The 20,520-nt window shown below is 74.9% G+C and carries 19 protein-coding genes and 1 pseudogene; 7 read left to right on the plus strand and 13 right to left on the minus strand.

The features are described 5' to 3' along the window. Positions 1-15 precede the first annotated feature (15 nt). Complete coding sequence (locus VM95_RS09115; protein ID WP_045694034.1) at positions 16-1,557, minus strand: ATP-dependent DNA ligase; 1,542 nt, start codon at positions 1,555-1,557, stop codon at positions 16-18. Between the two features lie 230 nt (positions 1,558-1,787). Next, entirely contained in the window at positions 1,788-2,699 is a 912-nt protein-coding gene (locus VM95_RS09120) for an alpha/beta hydrolase (protein ID WP_045693874.1), read from the minus strand. Between the two features lie 67 nt (positions 2,700-2,766). Here VM95_RS09120 and VM95_RS09125 point away from each other — a divergent pair, with 67 nt between their 5' ends. The 3 genes from VM95_RS09125 to VM95_RS09135 all read left to right on the plus strand — a co-directional run bounded on the left by VM95_RS09125 (position 2,767) and on the right by VM95_RS09135 (position 6,552). Then, the gene (locus VM95_RS09125; protein ID WP_045693877.1) at positions 2,767-3,243 is read left to right on the plus strand and encodes a MarR family winged helix-turn-helix transcriptional regulator; all 477 of its coding nucleotides are present in this window, start codon (positions 2,767-2,769) and stop codon (positions 3,241-3,243) included. A 440-nt stretch (positions 3,244-3,683) separates the two neighbouring features. Then, the gene (locus VM95_RS09130) at positions 3,684-4,688 is read left to right on the plus strand and encodes a CAP domain-containing protein (protein WP_052707228.1); all 1,005 of its coding nucleotides are present in this window, start codon (positions 3,684-3,686) and stop codon (positions 4,686-4,688) included. Between the two features lie 166 nt (positions 4,689-4,854). Next, on the plus strand, positions 4,855-6,552 hold the full coding sequence (locus VM95_RS09135) for a sigma-70 family RNA polymerase sigma factor (RefSeq protein WP_045694038.1): 1,698 nt from the start codon (positions 4,855-4,857) through the stop codon (positions 6,550-6,552). A 34-nt stretch (positions 6,553-6,586) separates the two neighbouring features. Here the strand turns inward: VM95_RS09135 and VM95_RS09140 are convergent, their stop codons facing one another. The 4 genes from VM95_RS09140 to VM95_RS09160 all read right to left on the minus strand — a co-directional run bounded on the left by VM95_RS09140 (position 6,587) and on the right by VM95_RS09160 (position 10,543). Beyond that, complete coding sequence (locus VM95_RS09140; RefSeq protein ID WP_045693879.1) at positions 6,587-6,823, minus strand: hypothetical protein; 237 nt, start codon at positions 6,821-6,823, stop codon at positions 6,587-6,589. Positions 6,824-7,233: 410 nt separating this feature from the next. Continuing rightward, positions 7,234-8,109 carry a hypothetical protein gene (locus tag VM95_RS09145; protein ID WP_045693881.1) on the minus strand — a complete coding sequence of 292 codons (876 nt, stop codon included), beginning with the start codon at positions 8,107-8,109 and terminating at the stop codon, positions 7,234-7,236. Continuing rightward, entirely contained in the window at positions 8,096-8,617 is a 522-nt protein-coding gene (locus VM95_RS09150; protein WP_045693882.1) for a SigE family RNA polymerase sigma factor, read from the minus strand. Before VM95_RS09150 ends, VM95_RS09145 begins: the two co-directional genes overlap by 14 nt. 303 nt (positions 8,618-8,920) lie before the next feature. Beyond that, positions 8,921-10,543, minus strand: coding sequence for a M1 family metallopeptidase (locus tag VM95_RS09160; RefSeq protein ID WP_063773474.1), 1,623 nt, complete (start codon positions 10,541-10,543; stop codon positions 8,921-8,923). A gap of 292 nt (positions 10,544-10,835) precedes the next feature. Between VM95_RS09160 and VM95_RS09165 the strand changes: the two genes are divergently transcribed. Then, positions 10,836-11,783: a carbohydrate kinase family protein gene (locus VM95_RS09165; RefSeq protein WP_045693884.1), complete on the plus strand. Its 948-nt coding sequence runs from the start codon at positions 10,836-10,838 to the stop codon at positions 11,781-11,783. Between the two features lie 179 nt (positions 11,784-11,962). On the opposite strand, the gene VM95_RS09170 is transcribed toward VM95_RS09165, so the two are convergent. Both VM95_RS09170 and VM95_RS09175 read right to left on the minus strand, forming a co-directional pair. Continuing rightward, a complete protein-coding gene (locus VM95_RS09170) occupies positions 11,963-12,493 on the minus strand; it encodes a GNAT family N-acetyltransferase (RefSeq protein WP_045693887.1) in 531 nt (176 codons plus the stop codon). 127 nt (positions 12,494-12,620) lie between these two features. Further along, positions 12,621-12,869 (minus strand): annotated as a pseudogene (locus tag VM95_RS09175) (response regulator transcription factor); the annotation flags it as partial. Positions 12,870-12,975: 106 nt separating this feature from the next. Between VM95_RS09175 and VM95_RS09180 the strand changes: the two are divergent. Beyond that, entirely contained in the window at positions 12,976-13,161 is a 186-nt protein-coding gene (locus tag VM95_RS09180) for a hypothetical protein (RefSeq protein ID WP_045693889.1), read from the plus strand. A 145-nt stretch (positions 13,162-13,306) separates the two neighbouring features. After that, a complete protein-coding gene (locus VM95_RS09185) occupies positions 13,307-14,359 on the plus strand; it encodes a polysaccharide deacetylase family protein (RefSeq protein WP_244178688.1) in 1,053 nt (350 codons plus the stop codon). Positions 14,360-14,386: 27 nt separating this feature from the next. Here the strand turns inward: VM95_RS09185 and VM95_RS09190 are convergent, their stop codons facing one another. The 4 genes from VM95_RS09190 to VM95_RS09205 all read right to left on the minus strand — a co-directional run bounded on the left by VM95_RS09190 (position 14,387) and on the right by VM95_RS09205 (position 18,000). After that, positions 14,387-14,833: a YchJ family protein gene (locus VM95_RS09190; RefSeq protein ID WP_045693893.1), complete on the minus strand. Its 447-nt coding sequence runs from the start codon at positions 14,831-14,833 to the stop codon at positions 14,387-14,389. 89 nt (positions 14,834-14,922) lie between these two features. After that, on the minus strand, positions 14,923-15,579 hold the full coding sequence (locus VM95_RS09195; RefSeq protein ID WP_045693896.1) for an NADPH-dependent F420 reductase: 657 nt from the start codon (positions 15,577-15,579) through the stop codon (positions 14,923-14,925). Positions 15,580-15,755: 176 nt separating this feature from the next. After that, entirely contained in the window at positions 15,756-17,357 is a 1,602-nt protein-coding gene (locus VM95_RS09200) for an FAD-dependent monooxygenase (protein ID WP_078859724.1), read from the minus strand. Between the two features lie 28 nt (positions 17,358-17,385). Then, entirely contained in the window at positions 17,386-18,000 is a 615-nt protein-coding gene (locus VM95_RS09205; protein ID WP_045693899.1) for an acyl-CoA-like ligand-binding transcription factor, read from the minus strand. A gap of 311 nt (positions 18,001-18,311) precedes the next feature. Between VM95_RS09205 and VM95_RS09210 the strand changes: the two genes are divergently transcribed. Further along, positions 18,312-18,629 carry a hypothetical protein gene (locus tag VM95_RS09210; RefSeq protein WP_045693902.1) on the plus strand — a complete coding sequence of 106 codons (318 nt, stop codon included), beginning with the start codon at positions 18,312-18,314 and terminating at the stop codon, positions 18,627-18,629. 76 nt (positions 18,630-18,705) lie between these two features. On the opposite strand, the gene qcrB is transcribed toward VM95_RS09210, so the two are convergent. Continuing rightward, positions 18,706-20,361, minus strand: coding sequence for a cytochrome bc1 complex cytochrome b subunit (qcrB, locus tag VM95_RS09215; RefSeq protein WP_045693905.1), 1,656 nt, complete (start codon positions 20,359-20,361; stop codon positions 18,706-18,708). Positions 20,362-20,520 lie beyond the last annotated feature (159 nt).

A 20,520-nucleotide genomic window follows, 5' to 3' on the forward strand; every position in this document is an offset into this window, starting at 1 on the left:
GCGGTGTTCCCCGGCTCACAACCCCTCGGCAGCCGCGATCTCCCGGACGGTCGCCACGGTGTCCGCCTCGCCCGCGCCCTTGTCCGGTCGGTAGCGCACCACCCGGGCGAAGCGCAGCGCCAGCCCGGCCGGGTAGCGCGGACTGCGCTGGACACCGTCGAAGGCGATCTCCACCACCAGTTCCGGACGCACCCGCACCGTCCAGTCGTCCCGCTCCGTCTCGCGCGCCAGCAGCTCCGCGGTCTGCCAGGCCAGCGTCTCGTCGGTCAGCCCCTTGAAGGTCTTGCCCAGCATCACCCACGGGCCGAGCCCCGGCTCGCCCGCCGCCCGCGCCCCCAGGTGCAGGTTGCTCAGGAACCCGCGCCGGCGCCCGCTGCCCCACTCGGCGGCCAGTACCACCAGGTCCAGCGTGTGCCGCGGCTTGACCTTGATCCAGCCCGCGCCCCGGCGCCCCGCCGCGTACCCGGCCGACCGGTCCTTCACCAGTACGCCCTCGTGGCCGAGCGCCAGCGACTCCCGCAGGAACGCGGACGCCCGCTCGCGGTCCCCCGTCTCGGTGCGCCCCACTCGCAGGCCCGGCGGGACAGCCTCGGCCAGCGCCGCCCAGCGCTCCAGGCCCGGACGGTCCACCAGGTCCGCGCCGTCCCGGTGCAGCAGGTCGAAGAAGAAGACGCTGAGCGGGACTTCGGCCCGCAGCCGATCCGGGTCCCGGCGGGACGCGGCGCGTGCCGCGGTCTCCTGGAACGGGCGCGGCCGCCCGTCCAGGCCGAGCGCGATCGCCTCGCCGTCCAGCACCGCCGACCGCAGCGGCAGGGCCAGCGCCGCCTCCGCCACCTCCGGGACCCGCCCGGTGACGTCCTCCAGACCGCGGGTGAACACCGCCACCTCACCGCCGTCCCGGTGCACCTGCACCCGGACGCCGTCCAGCTTCCACTCCAGCGCGGCCGGCCCCGTCCGTTCCAACGCCGAACCCACGTCCGGTGCGGAAGCCGCCAACATCGGCCGCACCGGCCGCCCCACCTCCAACCGGAACGCCGCCAGCGCCGGCTCGCCACCCGCCAACGCCGCCTCCGCCACCGCGCGCGCCGACCCCCGGAACATCAGCGCCCGCCGCACCGCCGCCACCGGCACCCCGGCCGCCTGCGCCACCGCCTCCCCGACCAGCGCGTCCAACGCCCCCTGCCGCAGGTCCCCCACCAGCACCGCCCGCAGGAACTCTTGCTCCACCGCCGTCGCCCGCGCGAACAGGTCCACCAGCAACCGCCGCCGCTCCGCCCGCGCCCCCGCGCCGTGCACCCCGGCGATCCGCTCCAGCTCCCGCTCCGCCTCCCGCACCCCCAGCGAGGCCTCCGCCGCCGGCCCCGGCAGGTCCCGCAACCCCGCCGGCCCCACCCCCGTGCGCAACCGCTGCGCCTCCCCGGACAGCAGCACCACCGCCGCCGGGCCCTCCTCCGGGCCCAACTCCCGCAGGCAGTCCGCCAACAGCGCCGTCTTCGCCCGCCGCCCCGACTCACCCGCGACGGCCCGCGAAACCAGCGCCACCCGCCGCAACCCCATCGGGCCGGTCATCTCCACGCCACCAGCATCGACGACCACCCCCGCCCCCGCGCGGCGAGCCCGGGCCGGACCGGGCGGACCCGGCCCGGCAGCCGGCAGGGCCCGGTTCTGGCCATGGGAGATCAACTGGGCCCGATCAAGGGGCTCCAGGGAGACGGTCGGCGCAGCGGTTGCGCACGGGGGTGGGCCCGGCGGTGTCCGGCAGCCTGCTGGAGGTTCGCCCGGAGTGCTCAGCGATGGTCGCGGGGCCGGCGGACCTGCTGCGTGAGGAAGAGGGCTGCCCGGTCCAGTGCCTGGTCGGCCTCGTCGAGAACGCCGGCGAAGGACTGGAACACGTGGGGCACGTCGGCGGTGATGTCGAGGACGACGTCCACTCCGGCGGCCCGGGCGCGGGCGGCCAGGCGGGTGGAGTCGTCCAGGAGCACTTCGTTGGTGCCCGCCTGGAGGAGCATCGGTGGGAAGCCGGTCAGGTCGGCGAGGACGGCGGGGCTGAGCACGGGCTGGTGCGGGTCGGCTCCCGCCAGGTACATGGCCCCGGTGTGTCCCAGGCTCTCGCGGGTGAAGAACGGGTCGATGCCCGCCTTGGTGTCCATGCTCTCGCCCGTCCGGGTGGCGTCGAGGCCGGGGGAGAAGGCCACGATGGCGGCGGGCATCGGGAGGCCGGCGTCGCGGGCGGCGAGGCAGGTGGTGACGGTGAGGCCGCCACCGGCGGAGTCCCCGGCGAACGCGATGGTCGAAGGGTCCTCACCGCTGTCGAGGAGGGCGCGGTAGGCGCCCAGGGTGTCTTCGATCGCGGCCGGGAACGGGTGCTCGGGGGCGAGCCGGTAGTCCAGCGAGTACGACCTGAAGCCGGTCCTGGCCACGAGCTGCCCCGTCAGTGACAGTGCGGTCTCGGGCGAGCCGAACACGAAGCCGCCGCCGTGGAAGTACAGGATCGTCCCGGTGCGCGGGCCGTTGTCCGGCTCGATGTGCAGGGAGGGCCGGCCGCCGAGCGTCGTCCGGGTGATGCGGATGCCGTCCGGGACGGCCATCCGGGCCATCATCGCCTTGAATCCGGCTCGGAGCGCCTCGACCGGCTGGGGGCCGTCAGGTCGGGGCTGCCGCAGCATCGCGTCGACCTGCGCGCGCTGTTCCTTGCTCATGTGTGCTCCCACCGTAAGTAGGTTCCCAAGAACTATATTCCTCGGCATGTAATGTAGGCTACATGCCATGGCATCCACAGCGGGCGATGAGACGGTCGACCTCCCGGGCTTCTTCGCCGACCTCGTCCGATGCGAGACGCGCCTCTACAACGCCCTCAACGACCGACTTCGAGAGCGGCACGGGATCGCCACCTCGCAGTTCGAATTCCTGCGCTACCTCCGCGACCGTCCCGGATCCCGGGTGGCAGACCTGGCCGCCGAGTTCGCTGTCGGCATCGGGGCCACCAGCAAGGGCGTCGACCGCCTGGAGAAGCAGGGGTGGGTGGCCCGCCGGCCGAATCCGTCCGATCGCCGGTCGTCACTGCTGGCCCTGACCGACGACGGCCTGCAGGTGGTCGACGCGGCAGAACGGACCTTCACGGAGCGGTTGGCCGAGTTGATCCCGGACGCGCTCAAGGCGTCGCCCCTCGCGACCGCCGCGCAGGCCCTCTCGGAGCTGCGTTCGCTCCTGGAGCGCGACCAGATCGGCACACCCACGGGCTGACGCGTTCCACCACCGGTCGAACCGGCCGCGTCGTGGTCAACCCCGGCGCGCCATCGGCATCGGCTCGTCCAGGACTTCGGGCCCCGAGGCGATGAGCGCGTCCTGGACGTCCTCCGCCACCTCGGCCGCATCCGTGCCGAGCTCGCCCACCCGCCGAACCGGCCCGGGCCCGTCCACCAGGACCGGCAGGACCAGCCCACGGTCCCCTCGCCGCGCTCCGCGCGCTCCTCGGTCCGCCGCACGGGTGGCGGGGCGCCACTTCGGGCGGTGGCGGCCGTTCTCCCAGGGGCGGCCCGAGGGGGTGTCAGAGGTGGGTGTCAGGAGCTGGGTGTCAGGAGGTGGCGGACATTCGTTCGGAGTTTTTTGTTATCGCCCTCCGGCCCACGGGTCTCCTGGGTGTCGGCACCCGATCGGCCGGCCCGGACAGAAAGCGTGACCAGGTGAACAGCGACGACAGGACGACCATCCTCCCGGCGAGCGGCAACGGCGGAGCCGACCGCGGCGCCGGTGGCCGGGCCGCGCGGCGGGCGGCCCAGCGGAACGCGGCCCAGCGGCACGCGGGCCGGGGACGGCGGGCGCGGCGGCGTGGCGGGCTGACGCCCGTGACGGCGGCGGTCGCGGCGGTCGCGGGCACGGGGCTGCTGGCGGCACTGGCCGGGGCCGGGTACGCGGCGTACGGGGGGAAGCAGACGGACCGGGACATCGCCGCGCAGTCGGTGGCGGCGGACGGCCTGATATCCGCCGAGCTCGGCACGCACGACGGCATCCAGGTGCCCGGCGCCGGGGGAGTGACCCGGGTGGTGCCGGCGGCGGGCAGCCCGACCGGGACCCCGACCGCGACGGACACCCCGACCGCCACGGCGACGCCGTCCCCCACGGCCACCGCCACCGCGACGCCCTCGGCGACCGCGACTGCCACGGCTTCCGCCAAGGCCACCCCGACCGCCGCCAGGGCCACCGCGACCGGCGCCCCGAGCGCCGCCCAGCGCACGGCCGGCGGCACCGGCGGCAGCACCGGCGGCGGTTCGGGCAGTGCGGGCAGCGCGGGCGGGGGCCCGGCCTCGGGGTACGCCCAGCAGGTGGTGGACCTGGTGAACGCCGAGCGGGCGAAGGCCGGCTGCGGGCCGGTCACCGCCGAGTCGCGGCTGGCCAGCGCGGCCCAGTCACACAGCGACGACATGGCCGACCGGAACTACTTCGACCACGCCAGCCCCGAGGGCTACCACGCCGACCACCGGATCGAGGCGACCGGCTACCGCTGGAGCACCTGGGGCGAGAACATCGCCCGCGGCCAGAAGGACCCGGCCGCCGTGATGGACGCCTGGATGAACAGCCCCGGCCACCGCGCCAACATCCTGAACTGCGCGTTCAAGCAGCTCGGGGTGGGCGTGCGGACCGGTGCGGACGGCCCGTGGTGGACGCAGGTGTTCGCCACCCCGTCCTGAGCGGGGCGCGAGTCCCCGGGTCGAACCTCCGGGTCATGACTCCGGGTTGAAGCTCCCATCCGAGCCGATTTTCCGATTCGGTGCACATTGTTGTTATCTGATCACTCCCCACGGGTCTCCCAGGAGGCAGCGGCGGACGGATACACGGCAAGACGGAGTGCGGACCATGAACGCTGACGTGCACGGCAGGGACCTGCGGAACGGGACCGGGACCACCCTGGTCCGCGAAGCCCAGGGCGGCGACCGGCAGGCCCAGGAGGCGCTGGTCGCCACCTGGCTGCCGCTCGTCTACAACGTGGCGGGCCGCGCGCTCGGCGGCCACGCCGACGTCGACGACGTCGCGCAGGAGACCATGATCCGAGCTCTGGACGGCCTGGACGGGCTGCGCGACCCGTCGTCGTTCCGGTCCTGGCTGATCGCGATCACCATGAACCAGATCCGCCGCCGACACGCCGCCGGCCAGCAGCAGCCCATCGTCGGCGGCCTCGACGAGTCCTGGGAACTCGCCGACCCCCGGGGCGACTTCACCGACCTGACCATCCTGCGCCTGGGCCTGTCCGGTCAGCGGCGGGAGGTCGCCGAAGCCACCCGCTGGCTCGACCCGGACGACCGCGAACTGCTCTCCCTGTGGTGGATGGAGGCCTCCGGCGAACTCACCCGCACCGAACTCGCCGAGGCCCTCGACCTGACCCCGCAGCACACCGCCGTCCGCGTGCAGCGGATGAAGAAGCAGCTGGAGGCCGGACGGATCGTGGTCCGGGCCCTCAGTGCCTACCCCCGCTGCCCGGAACTCGCCGAGGTCACCGCCGGGTTCGACGGCACCCCGAACTCGGTGTGGCGCAAGCGGATCGCCCGCCACATCCGCGGCTGCGCCGACTGCGACCGCCTCGGCCGTGACCTCTTCCCCGCCGAGGGGCTACTGGCCGGCCTCGCCCTGGTGCCGATCCCGCTGGACCCGCCGAGCGTGCTGCAGCTCCAGCAGGCCGCGGCGACCGCAGCCGGGACGCCCGCCGCACCCACCGCGCCTGCCACGCCCAGCCCGAGCGGCACCGGCACCGGAACCGGAGGCGGTGCCGACCACGGAACCGGCGCCGGGAACGGCAGCGGCGCGGGGAACGGCAACAGCGCGGGGAACGCGGGCGGCACGAACACCGGCCACGGTGGCCACGCCAGCCGGACGGGCACCGCGACCCGGAAGGCCGTGCTGGCCGGGAGCGCCGCAGCCGTCCTGGCCGTCACCACCCTCGCGTTCGTCTGGCCGCAGCACGAGCAGCACGACGAACCGCCGAGGAGCACGCCGCCCGCGCCGACCGCCCCGGACACCCCGACGACCCTCGCCGTTCCGGTCTCCGCCGCGCCCGCCCCGATCGTGGCCCCGACCCCGACTCCGACCGCGGAGCCCACGCCCACGGCCACCCCCACACCGACCGCCTCGGCCACCTCGACGGCCACCGCGCGGCCGAGCACCCCGCCGGCGCCCAGCCCGGAGCGCCAGCTGATCGACCTGGTCAACGCCGAGCGCGCGAAGGCCGGTTGCGGCCCCCTGCGGATCGACCCCCGGCTGCACGCCGCCGCCCAGAAGCACACCGACGACATGGTGGCCCGGGGCTTCTTCGACCACGTCAACCCCGATGGCGCCCGGGCCGACGCCCGGATCACCGCAGCCGGCTACCGCTGGTCCCAGTGGGGCGAGAACCTCGACCGGGGCCCGAGCGCCCCCGCCGTGGTCCTCTCCGACTGGATGGACGGCGGCATCCACCAGTCCAACATGCTCGACTGCGGCTTCAAGGACGTCGGCGTCGGCATCGCCACCACCCCGTCCGGCACCTACTGGACCCAGGACCTCGGCGCCCCGCAGCCCTGAGCCGAGCGCGGGGAGTGCCGGCAGGCCGGTCGGGCTACGCCGGGGTGACCCCGACCAGCCCGTCCGCCGAGCCGGTCACGTACCCGGTGGCGTGGCCGACCACCCCGCCGGCGTCCCCGACCTGGCCGGGCACCACGTCGGGGGCGCTGCTGAGCGGCCCGGGCAGGCCCTCCTGGCCCCCGACCGCACTGGCGTGCGCGGAGGGAGCGGTCAGGGAGGCCACGACGCCGACGGCGAGCGAGGCGACGGCGAGCATGCTGCGCTTCTTCATGGCCGGTCCAACGAGCGTTCCGCCGCCCGGGTTACGGAACGCCGCCGAATCCGGCGTGAAGCAGCGCACGGGGAGGCCGCGTCAGGCCCGGTGGACCGTTCGCCCACCGGGGCCGGGGATGACCGGCCGCACCGCGGTTATCAGCCCGCCGGACGGCCACGGGACGTCCGTGCCGCTCACCGCCGTCCACCGGTCGTCCACCTCGACGCCGCCCGTCCGCGGTCCGCTCCGCGCGAGCAGTTCGACACCCATGAGAGAACCCCCGTTCGTGTTCCGACCGTTCCTCGATCGTGCTCGGGACGCTAGCAGCACCCACTGACAGTCGAGCCCGGCCGAGCCCCCTCACCCGGCGGGCCCGCCCACCCCGGCGTGGGCGGGCCCGCCGTGGCGGCCCCGGGAGCGGCCGCCGCTCAGCCCCGCGCGGGCGGCGCGGCCGGCACGGACGGCGAGGACAGCGCGGACGGTGTGGACGGAGAGGACGGCGAGGCGACGGCCGGCTGCGGGTACCGGATCGACTCGATGACCTGCCGGATCTGCGCGAGCGTCCGCCCGGACGGCTCCCGGAGGCAGCCCGTCAGCTCGATCCGCACCGGCTTGCCGAGGGCGTCGATTCGGCGGTGGCCGACGAGTTCCCCGGTACCGCCCCGCGCGGCGCACACCGTCCCGGCGGGGACGGTGGACAGGGACGTCAACGCACTGGGCTCGCCGGGGTCGGGTTCCGTCGGCCCGCCCAGGCGCACGGTGAGCACGGCGCCGTCGACCGGCAGCGCCTCGACCGGCAGGCAGCCGGGGTCCGTGGCCCTGCAGAGGGACGAGCGGTCGAACGGCACGTTGGCCAGGTGCTCGACGCCGTCCCGGGGCGCGTCGGCCGAGGTCCGGGCGCTCCAGCCCGGCGGCAGGTCCCCGATCAGGCCGTAGATCGGGAACCGGGTCGCGATCGCCGTCTCGACGCCGGGCGAAGCGGACACGGAGGCCGACGGCGCGACCCCGGCCGGTCCCCGGCCCGCGGCGGCGTCGGCCCCGGGCGACGGGGCGAGGGCCGGCGCGGCGGCGAGCACCGCCGCGAGCAGCCCGGTGGTCAACCCGCCGGCGAGTCCGGCGGTCCGCTTGCGGGCACGCGTCCGGTCGGCGCGCGCGAGCACCCGCTGCATCCGGTCCTCCGGCGTCGGCAGCGGCGGTACGGCCTGCTGGAGCAGGTCGCGTAGCTCCCGTTCCTGCCGTTCCTGCCGTTCCTCCAGCTCCGCCTGCCCCTCCGGCTCGTCCCAGCGGAATTCAGACGCGCTCACGAGGCCCCCCGGTCAGCAGCAGCTCGCGGTCCGGCAGCCGTCCGCGCAGCGCGGCGAGCGCGCGGTGCGTCTGGCTCTTGACCGTGCCGGGGGAGCAGCGCAGCACCTCGGCGGTCTCCTCGACGCTCAGGTCCTCGAAGAACCGCAGCACCACGACGGCCCGTTGGCGCGGCGGCAGCCCCCGGACGGCCTCGGCGACGACCTGGCCGAGCACCACCCCCTCGTACGGGTCCGCGTCCGTCGGCGGCTCCGGCAGGTCGTCGTGCGGCAGTTCGCCGGTCCAGCGGCGGCGCCACCAGGAGACGTGCGAGGTGACGAGCACCTTGCGCAGGTACGCCTCGGGCCGGTCGAGCGCGATCCGCCCCCAGCGCGGCCAGAGTTTGGCGAGCGCGGTCTGCAGCAGGTCCTCGGCCTGGTGCCGGTCCCCGGTCAGCAGCCAGGCCACGCGCAGCATCTTCGGGCCGCACGCGGCGACGAACTCGGTGAAGTCCGGTGTCGCTTCGCTCATCCCGCCGTTCCCGCCATGGTGTCCGTGCCGTTCCTGTCAGCCGTGGCGGCCGGGTGGGCCGCGTCGTCGGTGAAGCTCTCACGGCTGGTGAACGCGGTGGGGGCCGGTCCGGGTTGCCTGCCCGGGCGGGAAATCTGCGCACGAACGTGGACGGCCCGCGCGCCGGCCGGGACTCGGCCGGGCGGCGGGCGGGCCGTGGGCACCATGATCGCCGCCCGGACCGGGCCCGGCCAGGCGTACGCACGGGCGCCCGGAAGCGGACCGGCGCGCCGGGGCGTACGTCGGCGGGCCGGGGCGGCGCCGTCAGAGCGTCCCGGACCCCTGCGTCGCGCCCGCCCGGCCCCGCACCGCCGAGCCCTGCGCCGCGGAGCCCTGCGCCGCGGAGCCCTGCGCCGCGGAGCCCTGCGCCGCCGAGCCCTGCGCCGCCGAGCCCTGCACCGCCGAGCCCAGCGCCGCCGCACCCGCGCCCGACCCCACCGGCGCGACCGTCCAGTCCGGGTGCCCCGGCATCGGCGGGGTGCGCCGCCCGTACAGCCAGTCGTCGAGGAAGCCGCCCAGGTCCTGCCCCGACACCGCGGAGGCGGTGCGCTCGTAGTCCCGGGTGGTGGCGATGCCGTGGCGGTGCTCGCGCAGGAAGGTGCGTTCGATCCGGTCGAAGGTCTCGGCGCCGACCTTCTCGCGCAGCGCGTACAGCACCAGCGCGCCGCCGAGGTAGCGCTGCTCGCCGAAGAGGTCGGCGGCGGTGGGGGTGGCGACCGGCCCCGAGTCGTGGCGCCACTGGTCGCCCAGCTCGTAGACCTCGCGCATCCGGTCGGCCAGCGTGGTGTGGCCGGAGGCGTCGGGCCAGCCGCGCTCGTAGCGGTACATCAGCCCGTAGAGGTCGGCGTGGCCCTCGTTGAGCCAGAGGTCGGCCCAGGTGGCGGGGGAGACGCTGTCGCCGAACCAGGAGTGGACCAGTTCGTGCATCATGTGCGAGCCGATCGCGGGCTCGGCCTGGCGCAGGAATCCGGGCTTGTAGAGGGTCAGGGTCTGGGTCTCCAGGCCGGTGAAGCGGAACGCCTCCGGGTCGTCGGTGTCGGCGGGCAGGATGCCGTAGGTCTCGAACGGGAACGGCCCGAGGCGTCGTTCGGCCCAGGCGAGTTGGTCGGCGGTGAGGGCGAGGGCGGGTTCGAGTTCGGCGGCGCGCGCGGTCGGGACGACGTCGCGCAGCGGCAGGCCGTGCGGGCCGGTGCGCTCGCGGACGGTGTACCGGCCGACCGAGACCTGCAGCAGTTCGGTGGCCAGCGGCTCGCGGGAGGTGTACCTGCGGGTGGTGCGGCCGTCGTCGTGGTGCTCGGTGTCCGTCAACTCGCCGGTGGCGACGCCCAGCAGGTCGTCGGGCGCGGTGACGGCGACGGTGAAGCGGGCCTTCTGGCTGGGGTGGTCGTTGCAGGGGAACACGGTGTGCGCGGCGTCCGGCTGCCCGGCGACCGCGAAGCCGTCCGGGGTGGGCACCCAGGCGGTGTGGGGGAGCGCGGCGCGCGGGTCGGCGGTGTACTCGACGGTCAGCCGGGCGGTGCTGCCGCGGTGCAGCGGCCGGTCCGGGGTGACGACCAGCTTCTCGTCGCGGGCGGCGAACCGGGCCGGCCGCCCGTCCACGCGCACCGACCGGACGTCCAACCCGAGTGCGTCGAGCCGCAGTTCGGCGAGCGTACGGGTGAGCCGGGCGGTGACGGTGGTGTCGCCGCGCACCGTGCGGGAGTCGGCCCGGTAGTCGAAGGCCAGGTCGTAGGCGAGCGCCTGGTATCCGGGATTGCCGAGGGCGGGGAACACGGGATCGCCCAGGCCGTCCGCCGCGGTGGCCACCGGGGCGCTGGCGGACAGCAGTGCCGCACCGAGCACGAGCGACAGGGCGAGGGCGGCGCGGCGCCCGGGCAGCGGGATCACCGTCGGACGATAGCGGACCGCCGGGCCGGGCCGGGCGGGATTCCCGACGGCCCGTCGACGACACGCGGGGCTCCCCCGGACGGCCCAGCGTGCTGGCGGGGCGGCCGGGGCCCGCCTAGTGTCGGAGGTGCTTCGTCCCCTGACGGACGGGGCCACGGCCGCCGGAGCTCTGGCCAGATCCGGCGGCCGTACTCGTGTGCCCTGCGGTGCCCGGCGCCCGGCGCCCCCGCGTAGGCTGGCGGCCGAGACGACGCGCCGAGACGACGCCCCGTACGGATGCCAGGAGCCCGCCGTGACCAGCCCCGAACCACCCGTCCTGGTGATCGGCGAGTGCGTCGCCGACATCGTCCGCACGGACGGCGCCCCGGACCGCGTGCACCCCGGCGGCAGCCCCGCGAACGTCGCCTACGGCCTGGCCCGCCTCGGCCGCCCCGCCACGCTGCTCACCGAGCTCGGCCCGGACGCCAACGGGCGGCTGATCCGCGCGCACCTGGAGTCGGTCGGGGTGGTGGTCCGGGCGGCCGAGGCGGCGCGGACGCCCTCGGCCGTGGTGCGGCTGGACGGCCTCGGGCGGGCCGAGTACACCTTCGACATCGGCTGGACGCTCCCCCCGACCGACCCGACCGACCCCTATCCGACCGAGCCCGCCGTGGCGCCCGCCGCGATCCACCTGGGCTCGATCGGCGCGGTCGCCGAACCGGGCGCGGCGGCGGTCCTCGCACGGGTGGAGCGCTGGCGCGGCCGGGCGCCGGTCAGCTACGACCCCAACGTGCGCCCCGCGCTGATGGGCGAGCGGGCCGAGGCCGTCCGGCGGGTCGAGCGGTGCGTCGCGCTGAGCGACGTGGTCAAGGCGAGCGACGAGGACCTGGCCTGGCTGTACCCGGACGAGCGGCCGGAGGCGGTCGCCGAGCGGTGGCTCGCCCTCGGGCCGGCCGTGGTCGCGGTCACCCTGGGCGCGGAGGGCGCCTTCGCGTTGACTGCCGAGGGCGGGTACGTGCGGGCGGCCGCCGTGCCGGTGCCGGTGGCCGACACGGTCGGCGCCGGGGACTCCTTCACGGCCGCCTTCCTGGACGCCCGCGCGGCGGGCACCGGCCTCCCCGGCTGCCTCACCCGCGCCGTGACGGCCGCCGCCCTCACCGTCTCCCGCCCGGGCGCCAACCCGCCCTCGGCCGCCGAACTCGCGGCGGCCCTCGCCCGCTACGACGACCACGACGACCACGACGACGCGGGCGCCCGGTAGACCCGGATCGTCGTGGCGACGGCCTCCGGCGGCGCCGGGCCGGCGATCGCCGGCCGGACCGGCTCCGGCCGCCCGGCGAACCGGACGACCGGACGACCGGACGACCGGGTGGCCCTCGGCGCCCTCCGGCCGCGGCGCGGCGGCGCTCGAAGGCGCTGACGACCGCTTTCGTGACGTCCTTACCGACCGAGGCCGGTGAGCTCCTTGCCGTACCAGACCTCGGCGTACGGGCCGCCGCTGTAGGCGGGGATCTCGCGGTAGCCGCTGCGGAGGTAGAGGGCGCGGGCCTCGACCAGGTCGAGGCGGGTGTCGAGGAGGATCCGGCGGACGCCGAGGCCCCGGGCGGCCTCGTCGACGGCGGCCATCAGGCGGGCGCCGCCGCCGGTGCCGCGCACGTCCGGGCGGACGAAGACGCGGGTCAGTTCCGCGGTGCCGTCGTCGCTCAGCCGCAGGCCGGCGCAGGACTGCGGGGCGCCGTCGTAGCGGCCGATCAGGAAGACGCCGCTCGGGGCCACGAGGTGTTCGCTGCCAGAGGCGGCGAGCCCGGTCTCCAGTTCCTCGGGGGTGCACTCGCGGGCGAAGTGGAGGCGGTAGTAGCGGTTGGCCACGTCGTAGTAGTACTCGCGCAGGAGCTGCAGGGCCTCGGGGGAGTTCACGTCGGCCGGGGTGACGGTCCAGAGGTCGGAGCGGCGGGGCGCGGGGTTCGTCATGCGCGCATGATCCACTTCGCCGCGGCCCGGACGCAATCGGGTTTCGCGGAACGGCGGAGGACAGACGGGCCGGGCCGCAGCCCGGTCGCGGGGCCGGAGGGGAGCACTCGGGCGGTGGGACACGGGCTCAGCCAGCACCGGTGCGGTGTGGTTCAGCCGTGGCTGCCGGGTGGACCAGGCGGGAATCGTAGGCGGCGATGACGAGTTGGGCCCGGCCGCGGGCGCCGAGATTCATGAGCAGGCGTCCGACGTGGGTCTTGGCGGTGGACAGGCTGACGTGCGGCCGGGCGGCGATCTCGGAGTTCGACAGGCCGAGGCCGACCAGGGTCAGGACTTCCCGCTCCCGTTCGGTCGTCTCCGCCAGTGCGGTGGAGGGCCGGCGGATCGGCGGCATCTCCCTCCCCGGCGCCGGGGTCGTGTCCGCCGGCCACGCGGTCGACTCGACCGGTCGACCACCCGGCGCCGAGAGGATCGATGACTGCGTGCGGCCGGGCCGGTTCAGCCAGACGGTCGACTGCCTGGCCGGACAGGACCTCCACGTGACCGCCACCTACCGGCCGAACTCCCGCTACTGGCCCTTCCAGCTGATCGAGGCAGCGCTCTACACGGCCATGACCGCGGCACTCTCGGGTCTCTGCTTCTTCTGGATCCGACGCCGCACGACCTGAAGGAACGGCCGGGCCGCGGCAAAGGAACGGCAAGGCGCTCGGCGCGTCGTTGCCCCGCGCGGGTGACGGGGGGATTGGCGGGGGCGCAGCACGGGGGAGCAGTGCCCTTATGACCAGACCATCAGATTGTCGGATTAATGGGGGTTTGAGGGGGAGTCGGCAGAACCGGCAGGGCCGGCGCCCGGCCCGCACCGGCCTGCTCGCCACCGTCTGCCTCTCCGCCGTCGTGGCCGGCTGCGCCGGGCCCGCGGGCCCCGCCCGGCCCGCGCCCGAGCGCCCGGCCGCCAACGCCGCCAACGCCGCCGCCAACGCCGCCGCCAACGCTGCCAACGCTGCCAACGGCGCCAAGGCCGTCAACGCCGCGACCGCCGCCGCCGAGGGCACCGCCGCGAACGGCACCGCCAACGCCGCGCCGCCGCAGCTGCCCGGCCTCGCCCGCAAGGAGGAGGAGACCAGCAGCGAGGCGGCGGCCCGTCAGGAGGCGGCCGTCCGGGCGGCCTTCGAGACCGCGCAGCGCTGGGGCCTGGAGCGCCCGCCGATCAAGGCCCCGCAGCGCCCGGCGACCAGGGCGGCGCTGACCCCGATGACCGGCGTCAAGATCAAGGACGGCCTGCCGCCCGTGGTCTACCGCGTGCCGACCGACGACAAGGTGGTCTTCCTGACCGTCGACGACGGCTGGGAGAAGGACCCGGAGTTCAACCGGATGGCCGAGGAACTGGGCATCCCGCTCAGCGCCTTCGTCTCCGACTACCTCGCCCGCGAGAACTACGGCTACTTCCGCGATCTCCACGCCCAGGGCGTGGAGATCAACAACCACACCATCAACCACCGCAACCTGAAGGTCCTCGACTACGAGACCCAGCGCGGCGAGATCTGCAACCAGCAGGACCAGCTGGAGCAGCAGATCGGCGTCCGCCCCCGGCTGTTCCGGCCGCCGTACGGCGAGTACAACGACGACACGCTGCGCGCCGCCGCCTCCTGCGGCGTGCAGGCCGTGCCGCTGTGGAACGAGGAGGCCTTCCCGGACCACATGGACTACCGCTACGACGACCGGGAGTTTCACCCGGGAGACATCATCCTGACCCACTTCCGGGGCACCGACATCTGGAAGGCCACGATGCCGGACCTGCTCCGCAAGGTGGTCAACGACGTCACCGCGGCCGGCTTCTCGCTGGGCCGGCTGGACGACTACCTGTAGCCGCCCGCGGGGGACCGCCGGCGCGGATCAGCCGATCGAGAGGGCATCGAGGTACACCCAGGCGCCCTCGTGCCGGACGAAGCGGCTGTGCTCGGCGAGCACGCCCCGCTCGCCGCCCTGCGTCCAGCTCGCCCGGAAGGCGACCGTCCCCTCGGCGTGGAAGGCACCGCCGTCCGAGGTGGACACCACCTCCAGGCCGGTCCAGCGCAGGCCCGGGTCGAAGTCCACCTCGGCGGGCCGGGTGTCCGGGTGCCAGGTGCGCAGCAGGTAGGCCTCGTCCTGGGCGACGAAGGCGCTGTACCGCGAGCGCATCAGCGCCTCGGCGGTGGTGGCGGCGGCCGTGCCCCGGTGGTAGCGGCCGCAGCAGTCGCCGTAGCCGGCGGGCAGGCCGCACGGGCAGGGGGAGGAGGGCAGCAGCCGGGGCGCGGCGGGGCGGGGCGCGGCGGGGCGGGGCTCGGAGCGGCGTCGGGACATGCGGCCCATTCTCCCCCAACGGCCGCCGGCGGACGCGCCGGGCCCGCCCCTCGCGGCGGTGCGCGCGCGGAGGGGCGGGCCCGGTCGGGTCACTTCGCCTGCTGGATGCGGTAGTTGAACTCGGCGGTGCCGAATTTCCGCATCAGCCGGAGCCAGAGCGGCATCATCATCTCGGTCGCGCGGGCGGCCGTGATGTCCCCGAGGTCGATGATCCACTCGGCCGGCCAGCCGAACCCGCCGAGCAGGGCGACGGTCTCGGCCTTGGCGTCCGCGTCGTTCCCGGCGATGAAGAGCTGGTGCTCGCCGGCCAGCCGGTCGGGGGCCACCATCAGGGCGCAGTTCACCGTGTTGAGCGCCTTCACCACCTTCGCCTCGGGGAACTCGCGCTGGATCCGCTCGCCGATGCTGTCGGTGTTCGCCGGGTCGAGCGTCACCTGCCCGTCGGCGTCGAAGACCAGCGGGTTGGCCAGGTCGATCAGCAGCTTGCCGCCGAGGTGCTCGGCCCCGGCCGCGCGCAGCGCCGCCAGCGACACCGTGCCGCCGGTGGCGTTCAGCACCACCTCGCCGAAGGCTGCCGCCTCGGCGAAGGTCCCGGCGTGCCCGTCCGGGCCGGCCTGTGCGGCCCAGGCGAGTGCCTTCTCGTTGTCCTTGGTCCGCGACCCCAGTGTCACCTGGTGGCCGAGCGAGACCAGCTTGCTCCCCAGCGTCTGGCCGACCATGCCCGTGCCGATGATTCCGATGCGCACAGCTTCCCCGTCTCGTCCGGTGGCGGCCCGCCCCCGGTGGAGCGGGTCGGCGACGACGATAGTTGACGGTGCGTCAGTGGCAGCGCGTGTCCGGATCGCGTGTCCGGATCGCGTGTCCGGGTCGTGTGTCCGGGTCGTGTGTCCGGGTCGCGGGTCCGCCACTCGGCGGCGGACGCTCAGCCCCGGGGCGCGCCGAACCAGGTGCGCAGCGCCCGCTCCAGCCCCTCCGGGTCCGCCGCGCCGGCGTCGCAGGCCCAGGTGACGTACCCGTCCGGGCGCAGCAGCAGGGCGCCGGCGGGCGCCTCGGGGCAGTCCGCCGCGACGGCGTCCACCCGGTCCTTCCAGCCCGCCGCGCGGTCCGCGAGACCGGCTTCGCCGCCCGTCAGGTCGACCAGCAACGGGCGCGCGCCACGGGCGAGTTCCGCCAGGCGGACGGCTCCCTGGGAGGTCCGGACGGTGAGGTCCGGGGCGAAGCGCCCGGCCAGCGGGTGGGCGCAGTCGACGGCGTAGCGGACGTCGCCGCCGGCCATCAGCGCGGCGATCCGGCCGAGGTTGTCCGGGTGGGCGAGCAGTTCGCGGAACAGGGCGCGGATCGCGGTGATCCCGGGGCCCGGGGACATCAGCGCCATCTGGGCCTGGGTGTGCATGTACACCCGCGCCCCGATCGGGTGCCGCTCGCCGTGGTAGCTGTCGAGCAGGCCGTCCGGTGCCCAGCCCCGTACGTCGGCGGCCAGCTTCCAGCCGAGGTTGGCGGCGTCCTGGAGGCCGAGGTTGAGGCCGGGCCCGCCGACGGCGGCGTGCGCGTGCGCGGCGTCGCCGACCAGGAGCACGCGGCCCTGCCGGTAGCGGTCGGCGAGCCGGGTGTTGTGGCCGGCCTGCCGGCGCACGCCCTGCGGGAAGGGCGCGGGGGCCGGGGCGAGCGCCAGGTCCGCGCCGGTCACCCGGAGCAGGCTGGCCCGGAGCTCGTCCAGGGTGGGCGGCGCGGCCTCGTCGGCGGCCGGGCGGCCCCACTCCATGGTGGCGAGGATGGTGGCGTCCGGGCTGACCGGGGCGACGACGACCACGCCGTGCTCGGTGCGGGTGTGGGTGAACGGCGCGATCGGCGTCGGGCAGCCGGGCAGCAGGAACGCGCCGGTGTCGGTGGTGCGGACGGTGTCGGGCAGGACCGCGTGGGTGGTCAGGGAGACCGGGTCGGGGGCGGTGACGCCGGGGAAGCCGATCCCGGCGAGCTTGCGGACGGTGCTGCGCCCGCCGTCGGCGCCGACCAGGTAGCGGGCGCGCAGTCGGCGGTCGCCGTCCGGGCCCCGGTACTCGACGGTGACGCCGTCCGGGGTGTCGGTGAAGCCGGTCAGCTCGCAGCCCTGGCGGAGGTCGATCCCGAGCTCGCGGGCGCGCTGTTCGAGCACCGCCTCGATCCGGTGCTGCGGCGCGAGCAGGGTGTAGAGGGCGTTGTCCTCGACCTCCCGCAGGTCGAGCGGGAAGGCGCCGAAGACGAAGCGGGGTACGGGCTGCGGCGTGCCGGTGCCGCCGAGCGGTTCGTACAGGCCGCGCCGGTCGAGCAGCCGGACCACCTGGCCGGCCAGCCCGTTGGCCTTCTGCTCGGTCGAGCGCTCGGTGAGGCGGTCCAGCACCACCGGCCGGACTCCGGCCAGGGCGAGCTCGCAGGCCAGCATCAGGCCGACCGGGCCGGCTCCCGCGATGACGACATCGGTGTTCGGTACGGAGTCCCGCGCTTCGGAGTCGCGCGCTTCGGAGTCGCGCGTTGCGGAGTTGCTCATCTCGAATCCCCCCTCAGGGACGGTGAGTTCAGTGCGACGAGGGGTCCGGCAGCCCGGCCGCGACCTGCCGCAGCGCTTCGGTGAGCAGCGGCTGGTACGGCACCACCGGATCGGCGGCGAGGTAGTGGTCGTCGGCGGTCTGGAGCGCGGCCAGCGCCGCCGCGGCGACCAGCTTCGGGTAGAGGTCGCGGGTGGCGTCGGTCCCGGTCCGGGCGGCCACCGCGGCCGCGAGCCCGGAGCGGACCACGACCGCGCCACGGGTCAGTTCGGCCTGCAGCGACGGCTCGCGCAGCAGCAGCCGTACGGCCGCGGTCCAGTTCGGGTCCGGTTCCTCGGTCGCGCCCTCGAACCGCGCGAGCAGGGCGTGGGTGAGTGCCTCCCACAGCGGCTCCCCGGCCGGGCGGGCGCGCAGTTCCTCCGCCGCCTGCCGGATCCGGTCGTGCTGCCGGGAGACGATCGCCTCGGCCTTGCTGGAGTAGTAGTTGTTGTAGGTGCGCGGCGACACCCCGGCCCTGGCCGCGATGTCCTCCACCCGCACGTTCTCCAGTCCCCGCTCGACGGCCAGGCACAGTGCGGCCCAGCTGATCGCGTCCCGCGTCGCAGCCTTCTTCCGTTCCCGCAGTCCGGGCTGCCCCTTCGTCATGGGCCCACTCTCGCCGGAAAGTTGCGTGTCGCGCAAGTCGGCGTGGCACGCAACTTCCGAACTGCCGGTTCGGTCGGATCGCGCCGTCCCTCCGGAGGGTCGGCGAGTCGCCCCGGGGCCTGCGCTTGGTCACTGGTAGTAGTTGCCTGGTCGCGCGGCGACCCACCGCAGGAGCGAGGTCCCGCCCGGCGAACCGGGCGGGACGACCCGACAGCACGTGAGGAGCGGTCATGGCTGGCAGACGGCGTCCGCCGAGAACGCGGGCCCCCCGGCAGGACAGGCCCGCGGGCGTCGGCCGTACGGAGTCCAGGGTGGGGATCGCCCGGCTGGAGGGCCTGCTCGCCTGGGAGGCGGAGATCGCGGCGGCCGAACGCGACGCCCGGGCCTTCGCCGAGCAGTTCCCCTGGCTGCCCGCTGCCGAACGGGAGAACCTGGAGCGGGCCTACGCCGCGGACCGGCTGCGCTACGCCGAGGAGGTCGTCGACCGTGCCGTCGAGCGCTGCCGCCGCCTGGCGGCCCGCTACCGCTCCGAGTGCCGGCGGATCTGCGCCCGCTGGGCGGCGCTCTGCCTGTCCGTCACCCTGGCGGCGGCGCTGTTCGCCGTCGTCCCGGCCGCCCTGCGGGGCTGAGTCCACGAAGAGGCCCGCCGCGCCGGTGACGGCGCAGCGGGCCTCCGTGCTGCCCGGGGGTTCCCCGGGGCGGGGATCAGTGGTGGCCGTGGCCGCTGCTGATCTCCCGGTGCTCCTCGACGGTGGGCTTGGCGATCTGGCTGCCCTCGCCGTAGAAGCCGCGGGAGAGCTTCACCCGGGCGCGGGTCCACACGTTGGTCTTGCGGGCCACCCCGTTCTCGTCCACCGCGGGCGGCAGCTCGGCCGGCTCCGGCTGGTCGTGCGAGGTGAGCGTGTACAGCCGGCCGGGCGGCAGCGGCGCGTGCACCTCGACGAACTCGCCGTGCTGGAGCCGCTGGATGACACCGGACTCCCGGCCGTGCAGCACCTTCTCCTTGTCGCGCCGCTGCAGGCCGAGGCACCAGCGCTTGGTGATCACGAAGACGACCACGGGCACGGCGAAGAAGCCGATCCGCACCGCGTAGGTGATCGCGTTGATCGACAGGTGGAAGTGGGTGGCGAGCAGGTCGTTGCCGCCGCCGGCCAGCAGGATCAGGTAGAGGCTGATCCAGGCCGCGCCGAAGGCGGTGCGCACCGGCGCGTTGCGCGGCCGGTCGGCGATGTGGTGCTCGCCGCGGTCGCCGGTGACCCAGGCCTCCAGGAACGGCCAGCACCAGATGACCAGCAGCACCGTCGGGAAGACCATCAGCGGGATGAACACCCCGAGGTTCAGGGTGTGGCCGCCCCAGACGCTGATCTCCCAGCCGGGCATCACCCGGATCAGGCCCTCGGAGAAGCCCATGTACCAGTCCGGCTGGGCGTCGGTGGACACCTGGTCCGGCCGGTACGGGCCGTACGCCCAGATCGGGTTGACGGTGGCGATCGCCGCCATCGCCGCGACCACGCCGAAGACCAGGAAGAAGAAGCCGCCGGCCTTGGCCATGTAGATCGGCAGCAGCGGCATGCCGACCACGTTCTCGTTGGTCCGGCCGGGCCCGGCGAACTGGGTGTGCTTGTGGTAGAAGACCAGGATCAGGTGCGCCGCGAGCAGGCCGAGCATGACCCCGGGGATCAGCAGGATGTGGACGGTGAACAGCCGCGGGATGATGTCGTGGCCGGGGAACTCGCCGCCGAAGATGAACATCTGCAGGTAGGTGCCGACGATCGGCACGGCGAGCACCGCGCCCTCCATGAACCGGATGCCGGTGCCGGAGAGCAGGTCGTCCGGCAGCGAGTAGCCCATGAAGCCGTCGAACATGCCGAGGAACAGCAGCAGCGCGCCGAAGATCCAGTTGATCTCGCGGGGCTTGCGGAACGCGCCGGTGAAGAAGACGCGCATCATGTGCGTCAGCATCGCCGCGATGAAGACGATCGCCGCCCAGTGGTGGATCTGGCGCATCAGCAGGCCGCCGCGCACCTCGAAGCTGATGTTGATCGTGGAGGCGTAGGCCTCCGACATCTGGATGCCCTTGAGCGGCACGTAGGAGCCGTCGTAGACGACCTCGCCCATGCTCGGGTTGAAGAACAGGGTCAGCCAGACGCCGGTGAGGATGATGATGACGAAGGTGTAGAGCGCGACCTCGCCCAGCATGAAGGACCAGTGGTCCGGGAAGATCTTGCGCAGGTTGGCCTTGGCCAGGGAGTAGATGCCCAGCCGCCCGTCCGCCCAGTCGGCGAGGGCCTCGGCCTTGTTGGCGGGCTTGGCGCGGGTGCTGGTGACCGGTCCCGGCCGCGACTGCTGGTCGGTGCTCACGACGGGCTCCCCGGCGTTCGCGGCGTGCCGAGGTGCAGGCCCGCCGGCGGGAACCCAGGCCGGCGAAGTGTTGTGATCATGGGACCTCTCGATACGGGCCTGCCGGTCGCACCGGCGTGCGGATCGGCCTGATCCGCTGGACCCGCTGCTCAGAGTGAT

Source organism: Streptomyces rubellomurinus (assembly GCF_000961885.1).
Classification (GTDB): Bacteria; Actinomycetota; Actinomycetes; order Streptomycetales; family Streptomycetaceae; genus Kitasatospora; species Kitasatospora rubellomurina.